The sequence below is a fragment of the Rhabdonatronobacter sediminivivens genome (assembly GCF_013415485.1).
Taxonomy (GTDB): Bacteria; Pseudomonadota; Alphaproteobacteria; order Rhodobacterales; family Rhodobacteraceae; genus Rhabdonatronobacter; species Rhabdonatronobacter sediminivivens.
This window is the reverse complement of record NZ_JACBXS010000002.1, coordinates 145150-160214: the sequence shown is the minus strand read 5'-3', so window position 1 is coordinate 160214 and position 15065 is coordinate 145150. Positions and strand designations below refer to the sequence as shown.

11 protein-coding genes are annotated in these 15065 nt (G+C 66.6%); 8 read left to right on the top strand and 3 right to left on the bottom strand.

All coding sequences use genetic code 11. The features are described from left to right. Positions 1-69 precede the first annotated feature (69 nt). The 8 genes from HUK65_RS01720 to ftsH all read left to right on the top strand — a co-directional run bounded on the left by HUK65_RS01720 (position 70) and on the right by ftsH (position 13529). Positions 70-936, top strand: a complete 867-nt coding sequence (locus HUK65_RS01720; RefSeq protein ID WP_179904392.1) for an SDR family oxidoreductase — start codon at positions 70-72, stop codon at positions 934-936. Positions 937-964: 28 nt separating this feature from the next. Further along, a complete protein-coding gene (gene glgB / locus HUK65_RS01715) occupies positions 965-3160 on the top strand; it encodes a 1,4-alpha-glucan branching protein GlgB (protein WP_179904391.1) in 2196 nt (731 codons plus the stop codon). 48 nt (positions 3161-3208) lie between these two features. Then, entirely contained in the window at positions 3209-4477 is a 1269-nt protein-coding gene (glgC, locus tag HUK65_RS01710) for a glucose-1-phosphate adenylyltransferase (protein WP_179904390.1), read from the top strand. A 10-nt stretch (positions 4478-4487) separates the two neighbouring features. Continuing rightward, positions 4488-5909, top strand: a complete 1422-nt coding sequence (glgA, locus tag HUK65_RS01705) for a glycogen synthase GlgA (protein ID WP_179904389.1) — start codon at positions 4488-4490, stop codon at positions 5907-5909. Further along, entirely contained in the window at positions 5910-7994 is a 2085-nt protein-coding gene (gene glgX, locus HUK65_RS01700) for a glycogen debranching protein GlgX (RefSeq protein ID WP_235441699.1), read from the top strand. After that, positions 7991-9856 carry a 4-alpha-glucanotransferase gene (malQ, locus tag HUK65_RS01695; RefSeq protein ID WP_179904388.1) on the top strand — a complete coding sequence of 622 codons (1866 nt, stop codon included), beginning with the start codon at positions 7991-7993 and terminating at the stop codon, positions 9854-9856. Before glgX ends, malQ begins: the two co-directional genes overlap by 4 nt. After that, positions 9853-11481: an alpha-D-glucose phosphate-specific phosphoglucomutase gene (locus tag HUK65_RS01690; protein ID WP_179904387.1), complete on the top strand. Its 1629-nt coding sequence runs from the start codon at positions 9853-9855 to the stop codon at positions 11479-11481. The genes malQ and HUK65_RS01690 overlap by 4 nt, the downstream gene beginning before the upstream one ends. A gap of 230 nt (positions 11482-11711) precedes the next feature. After that, the gene (gene ftsH, locus HUK65_RS01685; protein ID WP_179904386.1) at positions 11712-13529 is read left to right on the top strand and encodes an ATP-dependent zinc metalloprotease FtsH; all 1818 of its coding nucleotides are present in this window, start codon (positions 11712-11714) and stop codon (positions 13527-13529) included. A 108-nt stretch (positions 13530-13637) separates the two neighbouring features. On the opposite strand, the gene HUK65_RS01680 is transcribed toward ftsH, so the two are convergent. From HUK65_RS01680 to ccmC, 3 genes are read right to left on the bottom strand one after another with little or no spacing between them, the layout of a single operon-like run. Then, positions 13638-14171: a DsbE family thiol:disulfide interchange protein gene (locus HUK65_RS01680; protein ID WP_235441698.1), complete on the bottom strand. Its 534-nt coding sequence runs from the start codon at positions 14169-14171 to the stop codon at positions 13638-13640. Further along, positions 14168-14326: a heme exporter protein CcmD gene (ccmD, locus tag HUK65_RS01675; protein ID WP_179904385.1), complete on the bottom strand. Its 159-nt coding sequence runs from the start codon at positions 14324-14326 to the stop codon at positions 14168-14170. Before ccmD ends, HUK65_RS01680 begins: the two co-directional genes overlap by 4 nt. Continuing rightward, positions 14323-15054: a heme ABC transporter permease CcmC gene (ccmC, locus tag HUK65_RS01670; protein ID WP_179904384.1), complete on the bottom strand. Its 732-nt coding sequence runs from the start codon at positions 15052-15054 to the stop codon at positions 14323-14325. Before ccmC ends, ccmD begins: the two co-directional genes overlap by 4 nt. Positions 15055-15065: the final 11 nt, after the last annotated feature.

Here is a 15065-nt window from a genome sequence, read left to right as displayed (position 1 = left end):
CGTAGCGGCGAATGGCGCTTGGGTGAAGCGGGGCTGACGGGGCGGGGAAAGCGGGATATGGTGCGCGGCATGGACAAGGTGCTGCTTTCGATCGGGTATGGGTATTCGGCGCAGGCGCTGGCGGCGCGGCTGCTGGCGCAGGGTTGGCGCATCATCGGCACCACGCGCAGCCCCGACAAGGCCGAAGCGTTTCGCGCGCAGGGGGTGGAGCCGCTGATCTGGCCCGGCGCGCCCTTGCCCTTCGCGCAGGTGTCGCATGTGTTGAGTTCCGTGGCGCCGGTGGAGGGGGCGGACCCTGTGCTGGCGGCCGAGGGCAAGGCGCTGGCGCGGGCGGGGCATCTGCGCTGGCTGGGGTATCTCTCCACCACCGGGGTTTATGGCGATCATGGCGGCGGCTGGGTGGATGAGGACACGCCCCTGACGCCTGCCACGGCGCGCGGCCGCGCCCGGGTTGCCGCCGAGGGCGCATGGCAGGAACTGGCGCGGACCGCAGGCCTGCCGTTGCATATCTTTCGGCTGGCGGGGATCTATGGCCCCGGGCGCGGGCCCTTCGCCAAGCTGCGCAGCCCCGATGCGCGGGCGGTGATCAAGCCCGGGCAGGTGTTTTCGCGCATCCATGTCGAGGATATCGGCGCGGTGCTGGAGGCGTCGATCCGCCAGCCTGTTCCGGGCGCGGTCTATAACGTCTGCGATGATGATCCCGCGCCGCCGCAGGATGTGCTGGACCATGCCGCAGCCTTGCTGGGTCTGTCGCCGCCGCCGCGCGTGGATTTCGATGCCGCCGATCTCAGCCCGATGGCGCGCAGCTTCTATGCGGAAAGCAAGCGCGTGCGCAATGACCGGATCAAGCGCGAACTGGGGGTGCGGCTGGCTTATCCGGATTATCGCAGCGGGTTGGCGGCGATCCTGACGGCTGAACGCAGCCAGGGCTTGTAATACGCGCATCAGGCCGTAATCTTGCGCCATGGTTTCTGGTATCGCGCTGCGTGACCCTCCGTTTGATCTTCGCCCGGCGCAGGTGTTAGCGCTCACACAGGCGCGGCTGGGCGATCCCTTTGCGCTGCTGGGGCCGCATTCCGGGGGCGTGCCCGGGCAACTGGTGGTCTGGGTGCCGGGGGTCGATGCCGTGGCGGCGGTGGGTCATGACCGCTGGCCGCTGCGGCAGGTGGCGCCGGGTGTCTGGGCCGGGCACATCCCGCCGGGTGCGGAGTATCGCCTTGCCCTGCAGACAGGCGGGACCACCGAAACCATCGACGACCCCTATCGCTTTGGCCCGGTGCTGGGCGCGCTGGATGAACACCTTTTCGCCGAAGGCACCCACAAGCGCCTGTGGCATATGCTGGGCGCGCGGGTGATGCGCCATGAAGGCGTTGACGGCACCGTCTTTGCGGTCTGGGCGCCGGATGCGCAGGCGGTGTCAGTGGTGGGGGAGTTCAATTTCTGGGACGGGCGGCGCCATCCCATGCGCCCGCGCGGCACCAGCGGCGTGTGGGAGCTGTTCCTGCCGGGCGTGGGCGAAGGCGCTGTCTACAAATACCAGATCCGCACGGCAGATGGTGCGCTGCAGCCGCTCAAGGCCGATCCGGTGGGATTTGGCTCGGAACACCCGCCGGCCAATGCCTCGGTCGTGCGCGATATCCGGGGCTATGGCTGGAAGGATGACGACTGGATGGCGGCGCGCGCTGACCGCCAGCATCGCCGCGCGCCCATGGCAATCTATGAGGTGCATCTGGCCTCATGGCGGCGGCGCGCGGGGCGCGCGATATCCTGGGTCGAAGCGGCCAATGAGCTGGTGGACTATGTCCATGACATGGGCTTCACGCATCTGGAGCTGATGCCCGTGTCCGAACACCCGTTCAGCGGGTCCTGGGGGTATCAGCCGCTGGGGCTTTATGCCCCCACCATCCGCCACGGCCCCCCGCATGAGTTCCGGGACCTGATCGATGCCGCCCACCGGCGCGGGCTGGGCGTGCTGCTGGACTGGGTGCCGGGGCATTTCCCGTCCGACGCCCACGGGCTGACGCGGTTTGACGGCACGCATCTTTACGAACATGCCGACCCGCGCGAAGGTTATCACCCGGACTGGAACACCCTGATCTACAATTTCGGGCGGCGTGAGGTGGCGAATTTCCTGCGCTCCAACGCGCTTTACTGGCTGGAGGAATACCATATCGACGGGCTGCGGGTGGATGCCGTCGCCTCGATGCTCTATCGCGACTATTCGCGCAAGGAAGGGGAATGGGTGCCCAACGTCCACGGCGGGCGCGAGAACCTGGAAGCCATCGCCATGCTGCGCAGCACCAATGCGCTGATCTATGGCGAGGTTCCCGGCATTGTCACCGTGGCCGAGGAAAGCACCGCCTTTCCCGGTGTTTCCGCCCCTGCCCATGACGGGGGGCTGGGCTTTGGCTTCAAGTGGAACATGGGCTGGATGAACGACACCCTGCGCTACATGACCGAGGACCCGGTCAACCGTAAACACCACCACCACCTGCTGACCTTCGGGATCGACTATGCGTTCACCGAAAACTTCATCCTGCCCATCAGCCATGATGAGGTTGTCCACGGCAAGGGGTCGATGCTGGCAAAGATGCCGGGCGATGCCTGGCAGAAATTCGCCAATCTGCGGGCCTATTACGGGTTCATGTGGGGGCATCCGGGCAAGAAGCTGTTGTTCATGGGGTGTGAATTCGGCCAGCGGGCGGAATGGAACCATGACGCGGAACTGGCCTGGGATGAGGCCGCGCAGCCGCCCAACGCCGGGCTGCAACGGCTGGTGCGCGACCTCAACACGCTTTACCGCACCGAACCCGCGCTGCATGCCCGCGATTGCGAGCCCGAGGGCTTTGCCTGGCTGGACGGCGGCGCCACCGATCTGTCGGTGCTGGCCTTTGCCCGTCATGCACCTGGCGCGCCGCAGGTGGCTGTCATTTCCAACTTCACCCCCCTGCCCCGGCGCTGGCGCTGCCCCCTGCCCGCCGCTGGCCGCTGGCGCGAGGCGCTGAATACCGATGCCACCGACTATGGCGGCTCGGGTGGTGGCAATGGCGGCGCGGTGATCGCCGATGGGGGTGCGGCGATGGGGCATCCGGCCTCGGCCCTGCTGGAATTGCCGCCGCTGGCGACACTGTTCCTGATCCATGACCCGGGGGCGCGCTGAACACCAACACGCCGGGCGGCCATGCCCGGACCAGACGGGAGGAGACGCATGAGCACGACCCCACACCGGCTTTCGGCCCGCGCCATGGCCTTTGTCCTGGCCGGTGGCCGCGGATCGCGGCTGAAGGAGTTGACGAACAACCGCGCCAAGCCAGCCGTCTATTTCGGCGGCAAGACCCGGATCATCGATTTCGCTCTGTCGAACGCGCTGAACTCGGGCATCCGGAAGATGGCCATCGCCACCCAGTACAAGGCGCACAGCCTGATCCGCCATTGCCAGCGCGGCTGGAACTTCTTTCGCGCCGAGCGCAACGAATACCTGGATATCCTGCCTGCATCCCAGCGGGTGGATGAGGCGCACTGGTATCAGGGCACCGCCGATGCGGTCTATCAGAACATCGACATCGTGGACAGCTACGGGATTGATTACGTTGTCATTCTGGCGGGCGATCACATCTACAAGATGGACTATGAGGTGATGCTGCGCGAACATGTGGACAGCGGCGCCGATGTGACCGTTGGCTGCCTGACCGTCCCCCGGGCCGAGGCCACGGCTTTTGGTGTCATGGATGTGGACAAGGCCGGGCAGATCACCCGCTTTCTGGAAAAGCCCAGCCAGCCGCCCGGCATGCCCGATGATCCGACCCGCGCGCTGGCCTCGATGGGGATCTATGTGTTCCGCTGGGATTTCCTGCGCAAGCTGCTGATCGAAGACGCCGCCAACGCGGACTCGGCGCGCGATTTCGGTGGCGATATCATCCCCATCGTGGTGCAGCATGGAAAGGCCATGGCCCACAGGTTCGATGACAGCTGCGTGCGCCACCGCCCCGATGCGCCCGCCTATTGGCGCGATGTCGGCACGCTGGATGCCTTCTGGCAGGCCAATATCGACCTGACGGATTTCGACCCGGATCTGGACCTGTGGGACACCAACTGGCCCATCTGGACCTATTCCGAAAGCGTCCCGCCGGCAAAGTTCATCCATGATGACCCGGACCGGCGCGGTCTGGCGGTCAGTTCGCTGATCTCGGGCGGGTGCATCATTTCCGGGACCGAGGTGCGCAATTCCCTGGTTTTCACCGGCGTTCACACGAATTCCTTTGCCAAGCTGGAGCAGGTGGTGGCACTTCCCTACGCAACCATCGCCCGGCATGCGCGGCTGACCAAGGTGGTGCTTGATCGCCGCGTCCAGATACCGCAAGGGCTGGTTGTGGGGGAAGACCCGCAGGAGGATCTAAAATGGTTCCGCGTGACCGACAGCGGCGTGACGCTGATCACACAGCCAATGCTGGACCGGCGCGCTGCTGCGCTGGGCTAGGGCGGGCGGCATGAAACCGGCGCTCGCCGTTGCCTCGGAATGCGTGCCGCTGGTCAAGACCGGCGGGCTGGCCGATGTCACCGGCGCCCTGCCCGGCGCCATGGCCGCCAACGGCTGGGGGGTCCGCACGCTGCTGCCCGGGTATCGGATGGTGATGGCGCAGGCGGGACACGGGGTGGCGGTGCTGGACCTGCCTGACCTCTGCGGTGGCCCGGCGCGGGTGCTGGCGCTGCAGCATGACGGGCTGGACCTGCTGGTGCTGGACGCGCCGCATCTCTACGACCGTGACGGCTCACCCTATCTGGATGCCGAGGGCAACGACTGGCCCGACAATGACCTGCGCTTTGCCGCCCTGTGCCAGGTGGCCGCGCGGATCGCCGGGGGCGCCCTGGGTGACTGGGTGCCAAGGCTGCTGCATCTGCATGACTGGCAGGCGGCGCTGGTGCCGGAATATCTGGCGCTTCTGGATGTGCAGGTGCCGGTGGTGATGACCATTCACAACATCGCCTTTCACGGCCTGACCACGGCCGACCGGATCGCCGCGCTGGGGCTGGAGCGCGCGCGCTTCACCCCTGAGGGCTATGAGTATTACGGCCATGTCAGCGCGCTCAAGGCCGGGCTGGTCGGGGCGGACCGGATCACCACCGTATCGCCCACATATGCGCGCGAACTGACAACCCCGGCCTTTGGCATGGGGCTGGACGGGGTGATCCGGGCGCGCCAGCATCTGGTGGGGGGGATCCTCAACGGGATCGACACCGCGCTGTGGAACCCGGCCAGGGACCCGCATATCCACCGCTTCCGGGCCCCGCGCGGCAAGGCCGCCGCCCGCCGCGCCCTGCGCGAGGATTTCGCGCTTCCCGCGTCGAAGGGACCGCTGGCGGTGGTGATCTCGCGGCTGTCCGCGCAAAAGGGGCTGGACCTGCTGCTGGAGGCGCTTCCCGGCTTCATTGCCGCCGGTGGGCAACTGGCGCTTCTGGGCTCGGGCGACCGGGCGCTGGAACATGCCTGGCTGCAGGCGGCGCGCGACATGGCCGGGGTCTCGGTCCGGATCGGCTATGACGAGGCGCTGGCGCATCGGATGTTCGCGGGGGCGGATGCGGTGCTGGTGCCCTCGCGGTTTGAACCCTGCGGGCTGACCCAGCTTTACGCGCTGCGCTATGGCGCGGTGCCGGTGGTGGCGCGGACCGGCGGGCTGGCCGATACGGTGATCCATGCCAATGACGCGGCCCTGCGCGCGGGCGTGGCCACCGGGCTGGTCCATGACCCCGATGACGCCGCCGCACTTTCGGCGGCACTGGCACAGCTTTGCGCGCTCCATGCCCGCCCGCAGGTCTGGTCCAGCCTGCAAACCAATGGCATGAAGCACCCTGTGGGCTGGGAAAGCTCCAGCCGGGACTATGCGCGGCTGTTCGAAACGCTGGTGGGGTGAATGGCGCAATATGTGATGACCCGGGGCCGCTACACCCGTATCGGCGCCGAATTCGACGGCGATGGCGTGAATTTCGCCGTCTTTTCGGAACATGCCACAGGGATTGACCTGTGCCTGTTTTCGCCCGATGGGGCGCGCGAACTGGCCCGCCTGCCCCTGCCCGAACGCACCGGCTACGTCTGGCATGGCCGCGTGCCCGGGCTGGTGCCGGGGCAGCTTTACGGCTATCGCGCCCATGGCCCCTATGCGCCCGAAGCGGGCCACCGCTTCAACCCGCACAAGCTGTTGCTGGACCCCTATGCCAAGCGGATCACCGGCCACCCCCGCTGGGCGGAGGCGCTTTTCGGCTATAACACCGCCGCCAAATCGCAGGATCTGACCTTCAACACCCGCGATTCCGCGCGCTTCATGCCCAAATGCGTGGTTGAGGATCCCAGCTTTCACTGGGGCAATGATCGCCCGCCCGCCCATACCATCGCCCAGAGCGTGATCTACGAGGCGCATGTCAAGGGCTTCACCGCCCTGCGCGATGTTCATCACGCGGGGCATTTCCTGGGGCTGGCCTCGGACGCGGCGGTGGAGCATCTGCTGGACCTGGGCGTCACGGCGATCGAACTGCTGCCGGTTCAGGCCTTTCTGAATGACAAGTTCCTGGTGGACCGGAAGCTGACGAATTACTGGGGCTACCAGCCCATCAGCTATTTCGCGCCCGAACCGCGCTACATGTCCACCGGGCAGATCAACGAATTCCAGCATGTAGTCAAACGCCTGCACGCCGCCGGGATCGAGGTGATCCTGGATGTGGTCTACAACCACACCGCCGAAGGCTCCGAGCTTGGCCCCACGCTCAGCTTTCGCGGTCTGGACAACCGCAGCTACTACCGGCTGGACCCGGAAAACCCGCGCCACTGCATCAATGATACCGGCTGCGGCAACACGCTGAATCTGGATCACCCGATGGTGCTGCGCATGGTAATGGACAGCTTGCGCTACTGGGTCGAGGCGATGCATGTGGACGGGTTCCGCTTCGATCTGGCCTCGACCCTTGCGCGCGATGACAATGGCTTCCAGCCCAACGGCGCGTTCTTCGCCGCCATCCGCCAGGACCCGGTGCTCAGCCGCGTGAAGCTGATCGCCGAGCCATGGGACATCGGCCCCGGCGGCTATCAGCTTGGCGCCTTCCCGCATCCGTTTCTGGAATGGAATGACAAGTTCCGCGACAGCGCCCGCCAGTTCTGGCGCGGCGATGCTGGTCTGGTGCCCGATCTGGCCACGCGGATTGCCGGATCAGCCCAGCAGTTCGACCATTCAGGCCGCTCCGCCACCAGTTCGGTCAATTTCATCACCGCCCATGACGGCATGACCCTGCATGATCTGGTCAGCTATTCCCAAAAGCACAACGAGGCCAACAAGGAAGCCAACCACGACGGCCATGGCCAGGATTATTCCGACAACATGGGCCATGAAGGGCCGACCGACGATCCCGCCATCACCGCCGCCCGCGCGCAGCGCAAGCGCAACCTTCTGGCCACGGTGCTGCTGTCACAGGGCACGCCGATGCTTCTGGCGGGCGATGAAATCGGCCACAGCCAGCGCGGCAACAACAACGCTTATTGCCAGGACAATGAACTCACCTGGCTGGACTGGTCCAGGGCCGATACCGCGCTGATGGACTTCACCCGGCGGCTGATCGCCTTTCGCGCGGCGCATCCGGTCCTGCGGCAAAAGCGGTTCCTGCATTCGCGCATGCGCGATACCGATGGCGCGGATGATCTGATCTGGTGGCACGCCTCGGGGCAGCGCATGACCGCCGAGGACTGGCAGGACCCCGCGCTGAGCCATGTCTGCGTGGAATTGCGCACCGCCTCGGGGACTCCGGCCTATGACGATCTGGAATATGCGCTGTTTCTGGTCTTCAACGGGGGGCCGGAGATGCATGTGGCCCTGCCGCGCCCACCGGAGGGCAAGGTCTGGTCGCGCCATATCAATACCGCCGCCCCCGATGCCGCGCCGGAAACCCTGGCCGCCATTGCGCATGTACCAGCGCATTCGGTCTCGGCGCTGGTGCTGGACGCGGAGGCATGAGCGCATTTGATGACCTGTGCCGGGCCATGGGGCTGGTCTGGGCCTATCGCGATGGTGCGGGCCAGGACCAGTGCGCTCCGGTCGAAAGCCGCCGCGCAGTGCTGGCCGCCATGGGACTGCAGGTGGACACCGATGCCGATGCACGCGATGCGTTGCAGAACCTGCCACCCGCCCCGGACTGGCACATTGTCCGGCCGGATACCCCGGCCCCTCTGACCCTCGCCGAAGACTGGCACCTGACGCTGGAGGACGGCACCACCGGATCCGGCCCCGGGGGCACAGCGCTGCCCCCGCTGCCCCTGGGCCTGCACCGGTTGGACACGGCGCGCGGCAGCGCAACCCTGCTGGCCGCCCCCCCGCGCCTGCCCCCGCCTGCCCCCGCTTGGGGGCTGACGGTGCCGCTTTACGGGCTGTGGGAGGGCGCGCAATCGGGCGCTGGCACCTACACGCTGCTGCGCGATCTGACCGCGGCACTGGCGCCACTGGGCGCGGGATTTCTGGGCCTCAACCCCATACATGCCGGGTTTGCCGATCCCTGCAACTACAGCCCCTACGCCCCCTCGCACCGGCGACGCTGGAATACCTTGCATATTGACCTGGGCACTCCGCACCAAAGCAGCGGCGATCTGGTGAATTACGCTCCGGTCCAGGCCGCGCAACAGGCCGCGCTGCGCCAGCGCTTTGACGCCTTCGCGGGCGATCCCGCGTTCGACCGCTGGCGCAGCATCGAAGGTCAGGCGCTCGAAGATTTCGCCACGCATCAGGCCCTTGCCGAGACGCACGGCCCGTATTGGCCGGACTGGCCCGCAGAGCTGCACAGCCCCTGCAGCCCGCTTGTGCGACAGTTCGCAGCCCGGCACCCAAAGCGCGTGACCTTTCATGCCTGGTGCCAATGGCTTGCCGAGATGCAACTGGCCCATGCCGCCCGGGCGGCCCGCCCCATGGCGCATGGGCTGTATCTGGACCTGGCCGTGGGCACCCACCCCGCCGGGGCCGAAACCTGGGCCGAGCGGGAGTTGTTTGCGCGCGGCGTTTCGCTCGGTGCCCCGCCTGACCTCCTCGGTCCTCAGGGGCAGCGCTGGAACCTGGCCCCCATGGACCCGCGCGCCCTGGCCGCCAGCGGCTTTGCGGCCCTGGCCCAGACCTTGCGCCAGCAACTGCGTTTTGCGGGTCTGCTGCGCATCGATCATATCCTGGGGTTCGAGCGTGCCTTCTGGATGCCGGACGACCTGCCCGGCCTCTATGTCACCATGCCGCGTGATGCGATGCTGGCTGTTGTCCGCATCGAAGCCACCCGCGCCAGCGCCAGCATAATCGGCGAGGATCTGGGCACCATCCCCGACGGGCTGCGCGATGCCCTGGCCGCCTCCGGTATCCTGGGGTGCCGCGTGGCCATGTTCGAACGCGACTGGCAGGGCGATGGCCGCTTTCTGCCCGCCGCCCGCTATGATCCCCATACCATGGTCAGCTTTGGCACCCATGACCTGCCCCCCTGGGCCGGGTGGCGCCAGGGGCGTGATCTGGACTGGCGCGCAACCCTGGACGAAACGCCCGCACCCGCAGCACAATCCACCCGCCGGGCCGAGGTGGCAGCCTTTGACCAGACTGCAGGAACATCCGGCAATAATCCATTGACGCTTCATGCCTTTCTGGCCCGGACACCTGCCCCCCTGGTGGCATTCCAGGCCGAGGATATCTGCGGCGTCATCGAACAGCCCAACCTGCCCGGCACCGTCTTCGAACACCCCAACTGGCGCCGCCGCCTGCCGCTGCCATGCTCAGACCTTGCCAAGGCCACAACGTTGCGCGACTCTGCCGCCAGTTACGCCCGTATCCGCAACGCAGGAAAGCCCGATCCATGACCCATGCCCGCCCCACCACGCCCATCGCCGGCCAGAAACCCGGCACCTCGGGCCTGCGCAAGAAAACCCGCGTGTTCATGGCACCGAACTATCTGGAAAATTTCGTCCAGAGTATCTGGAACGCCATCGGCGGGGTGCAGGGCAAGACGCTGGTTCTGGGCGGTGACGGGCGTTTCTACAACAACCATGCAGCGCAGGTGATCCTGAAGATGGCGGCGGCCTCGGGGGCAGCCCGGGTGATCGTCGGCCAGAACGCGCTGCTCTCCACACCGGCGGCCTCGCATCTGATCCGCGCACGCGGGGCCGATGGCGGCATCATCCTGTCGGCCAGCCATAACCCGGGCGGCGCGGACGCGGATTTCGGCGTCAAATACAACGCTGCCAATGGCGGCCCTGCCCCGGAAAGCATCACCGCAAAAATCCACGCAGAATCAGAACGTTTGCAGGAGTATCTGATCCTGGACACCCCCGATTGCGACCTGTTCACCCCCGGCCAGCATCGCCTGGGCGAGATGCTGGTCGAGGTCGTGGACCCCGTCGCCGAGTACCAGGCCCTGATGGAAACCCTGTTCGATTTCAACGCGATCCGCGATCTTCTTGCCACGGGGTTTCAACTGCGCTTCGACGCCATGCACGCCATCACCGGCCCCTATGCACAGGCAATACTTGAACAATCCCTTGGCGCGGCACCCGGCTCGGTGGTCAATGCCACGCCGCTGCCGGATTTCGGCGGTCACCACCCGGACCCCAATCCGGTCTGGGCCCGGGAACTCATGGACACGATGTTCGCCGCCGATGCCCCCGATTTCGGCGCCGCCTCGGACGGCGATGGCGATCGCAACATGATTGTCGGGCGCGGCCTCTATATTTCGCCATCGGACAGCCTCGCGGTTCTGGCCGCCAATGCCCACCTGGCCCCCGGTTACGCCAATGGCCTGAAGGGTGTCGCCCGCTCCATGCCGACTTCTGCCGCCGTGGACCGCGTCGCCACATCGCGCGGACTGGACTGCTATGCCACCCCCACCGGCTGGAAATTCTTTGGCAACCTGCTGGATGCAGACCGCGCCAGCCTCTGCGGCGAAGAATCCGCCGGCACCGGCTCCGACCATGTGCGCGAAAAGGACGGGCTCTGGGCAGTGCTGCTGTGGCTCAACATCCTGGCCGTGCGCCACCAGTCCGTGGCCGGGATCATGGCCGATCATTGGGCCGAATTCGGCCGCAACTACTACTCGCGCCATGACTACGAAGGGATCGACAGCACCGCCGCCACCAAGCTCATGGACGATCTCCGCAACCGCCTGCCAGACCTGCCCGGGACCGAAGCCAACGGCCTGCGCATCAGCGCGGCCGAGGATTTCGCCTATACCGACCCGGTGGATGCATCCGTCACCACGGGCCAGGGCCTCCAGATCACCTTCGACGGCGGCGCCCGCCTCGTGCTGCGCCTCTCGGGCACCGGAACCGAAGGCGCGACCCTGCGGGTCTACCTCGAACGGTTCGAAGACGCCCCCGACCGTCTGGCCCTGGACCCGCAAGCCGCCCTCGCCCCCGTGATCGCCGCGGCCCAAGGCCTCGCGCGGATCGCCGATCACACTGGCCGCACCCGCCCCGATGTCATCACCTGATCGCCCTTGATCTTGCCGGAAACACGCTCCGGGGGGTGAATGCGCGCCCGCGCGCAGAGGGGGCGGAACGCCCCCTTTCCCGCACGCAGTGCCAGAAGGCTTGCGCGCGGAACGCGCGCTCCGCTTGATCGACGTCAAGGCATCCGGCATGGCGTCATGCAAGCTTGCGCCTCGGCATCTGCCTGCGCGACACTGCGGCCAGGCCACACGCCCTGCAGGAAAGTGACGTCATGGACAAACAGCAGCAAATCAACATCTGGTATTTCGTCGCCGCATTCCTTGCGCTCCTGCTGTTTCAAAGCTGGATGTCCACCGCCAGCGTGACCGAGCGCATCCCCTACAGCACCTTCCTGGAACATCTTGAAGCCGACCGCATCGCCGAGGTCACGGTCCGCGCCGAACAGGTGCAGGGCCGCTACCGCGAGGCCATCGACGGCAACACCCATTTCGTGACCAACATCGTGCCCCCGGACCTGACCGAGCGGCTCGAACGCTCGACCGCGCAGTTTGACGGCACCGTGCAGGACACTTGGCTGACGATGGTGCTGTCCTGGGTCATCCCGATCGCACTGATCCTGGCGGTCTGGCTGTTCATCTTTCGCCGCTTCGCCGAACGCCAGGGCATGGGCGGGATGATGAATGTGGGCAAGTCCAAGGCCAAGGTCTATGTGGAGCGCAACACCGGGGTCACCTTCGATGATGTGGCCGGAGTGGATGAAGCCAAGGCGGAGTTGAAGGAGATCGTCGATTTCCTGACCGAGCCCGAGAAATTCGGCCGCCTGGGCGCGCGCATCCCAAAGGGCATCCTGCTCACAGGCCCGCCGGGCACCGGCAAGACCCTCTTTGCCCGCGCCGTGGCCGGTGAGGCGGGCGTGCCCTTCTTTTCGATCTCGGGGTCCGAGTTCGTTGAGATGTTCGTGGGTGTCGGCGCGGCGCGGGTGCGTGACCTGTTCGAACAGGCCCGCAAGGCTGCGCCCTGCATCATCTTCATCGACGAGCTGGACGCCATGGGCAAGCGGCGTGGCGTCGGTGGGTTCGGTGGTGGCCATGATGAGAAGGAACAGACGCTCAACCAGTTGCTGGCCGAACTGGATGGCTTTGACCCGCGCGAAGGGATCGTGCTGCTGGCCGCCACCAACCGGCCTGAAATCCTGGACCCCGCCTTGATGCGCGCGGGCCGCTTTGACCGGCAGGTGGTGGTGGACCGCCCCGACAAGACCGGCCGCGCCGCCATCCTCAAGGTGCATCTGCGCAAGATATCGCTGGAGCCTGATCTGGATGTCGATGCCGTTGCCGCGCTGACGCCGGGGTTTACCGGCGCGGAACTGGCCAATCTGGTGAACGAGGCTGCGATCCACGCCACCCGGCGCGGCGCCGAGCGCGTGACGATGGAGGATTTCACCTCGGCGCTGGAGCGGGTGGTGGCCGGGATGGAGCGCAAGGGCCGGCTGCTGAACCCGAAGGAACGCGAAACCGTGGCCTGGCACGAGATGGGCCACGCGCTGGCCGCCGCCGCCCTGCCCGGTGCCGATCCGGTGCACAAGGTCTCGATCATCCCGCGCACCATCGGTGCCCTGGGCTACACCCTGACCCGCCCGACCGAGGACCGGTTCCTGATCACCCTGGCCGAACTGGAAAACCGCATGGTCATGCTGCTGGCCGGGCGCGCGGCGGAACAGATCGCCATGGGCGAGATCTCGACCGGAGCCGCCGATGACCTGATGCGCGCCACCGACATCGCCCGCCAGATCGTCACCCGCTTCGGCATGCACCCGGACCTGGGGCAGGCCGTGCTGGAGCCTGAGCGCGGCGGCTTTTTGGGTGAGGACAAGGTGGGCTACGCCCCGCGCGAGCATTCCGAAGCCACCGCGCGCGAGGTCGATCTGGCCATCCGCGCCGCGCTGGAGCACGCCTATGGGCGCGCGCTGGAATTGCTGGAGGCGCGGCGGAGCGATCTGGAAGCGGGCACGAAACTGCTGCTGGAGCGCGAGACGATCACCCCTGAGGATTTTCCGCCCCTGCGCCCTGCACGCCCTGCGGCAGCGTAAGGTTCCCGGTGTGGCAGAAGCAGGGGGGCGCTGCCCCCCCCTTCGGCCTTGCGGTCTCATCCCCCGGAGAATTTGAAGCAAGATGAAGAAGGCAGCGGTCGTATGCTCTCAGCGTGCCGCGGCGGCTTCAATGGCGGGGCGGATGCGGTTGGCGACCACATCGCGGGTGATCGGTCCGGCAAAGCGCAGCATCACGGTCCCGTCACCCGCGATCACATAGGTTTCCGGCACGCCATAAAGCCCCCAGTCCAGCGCCATGCGACCGTTTGCATCAGCGCCGATGGCGGCGAAAGGGTCGCCCAGTTCATCGAGGAAATCGAGCGCGCGCCCCGGGTCATCGCGGTAATTCACGCCATAGACGGGCACCTCCTGCGCAAGGTCTTCCAGCAGCGGGTGTTCGGCGCGGCAGGGGGCGCACCAGCTGGCCCAGTAGTTGACCAGCTTCACCTCGCCATCGCGCAAGGTGGCATCATCGAACAGGGTTTTGCCCTCAAGCTCTGTCAGCACCACGGGCGGGGCTTCGCGGCCCTCCCGCGCCGAGGGGAGCGCATCGCGGTCCTCGCGCAGGTTGCCGAAGTAGAAGAGCGCGGCCAGAGCGACGAACACCAGCGGCGGCAGCGCCATGAGCGGTTTGAACTTCATTCGTTGCGTTCCTGTCTTTGTTCGACCTGATCAAGCTGGCTGCGTGCTGCGCGGGCGCGCAGCCAGTACCAGGCCACGATCCCGCCCAGCAGGGCCAGCGAGACCACATAGGCCGAGAGCACCTCGGTTGCGTAGCGTCCAAGTTCGGGGATCATGCCATGCGCTCCCGTGCGACAAGGGCTTTCATGCGGCGGTTGCGGATTTCGGTGCGCGTGCCGGCCAGCACGAGGGCCACGAAGATCAGGGCGAACCCGGCCATCGACACATAGAGCGGCGCCTTGTAGGCCCAGTCCACCCGCGTGCCCGATTGCAGCGACAGGGATGCACCCTGGTGCAGCCCCTGGCTCCAGAAGAACGCGGCGTAGCGTGACAGCAGCGCAAACACCGTGCCCACCAGGCACAGCACCGCTGTCAGGTCAGCGCCGGTATCCGGGTCCTCGATCGCCGCCCAGAGCGCGATGTAGCCCAGGTAGAGCAGGAACAGGATCAGGAAGCTGGTCAGCCGCGGGTCCCAGGCCCACCAGGTTCCCCACATGGGCTGGCCCCAGACCGCGCCGGTGAAAAGCGCGATCATGGTCATGATCAGCCCCACGGGGGCCGCGGCCTTGGCGGCCAGCGCGCTGACATGGTGGCGCCGGACCACCCAGACCAGCGAGGCCACCAGCATCATGATCCAGGCATTGATCGCCATCAGCGCCGAGGGCACATGCAGGAAGATGATCTTGACCGTAGATCCCTGGCGGAAATCATCGGGGGTGAAGAAGAACCCCCAGATCAACCCGGTGGCTGTCACCACCACAGCCGACCACGCCACCACCGGCAAGAGCCAGTCGGTGGTCTGCATGAACTTGCGTGGATTGGCATATTCCCAGAAGCTTGACATCGTCCTGATCA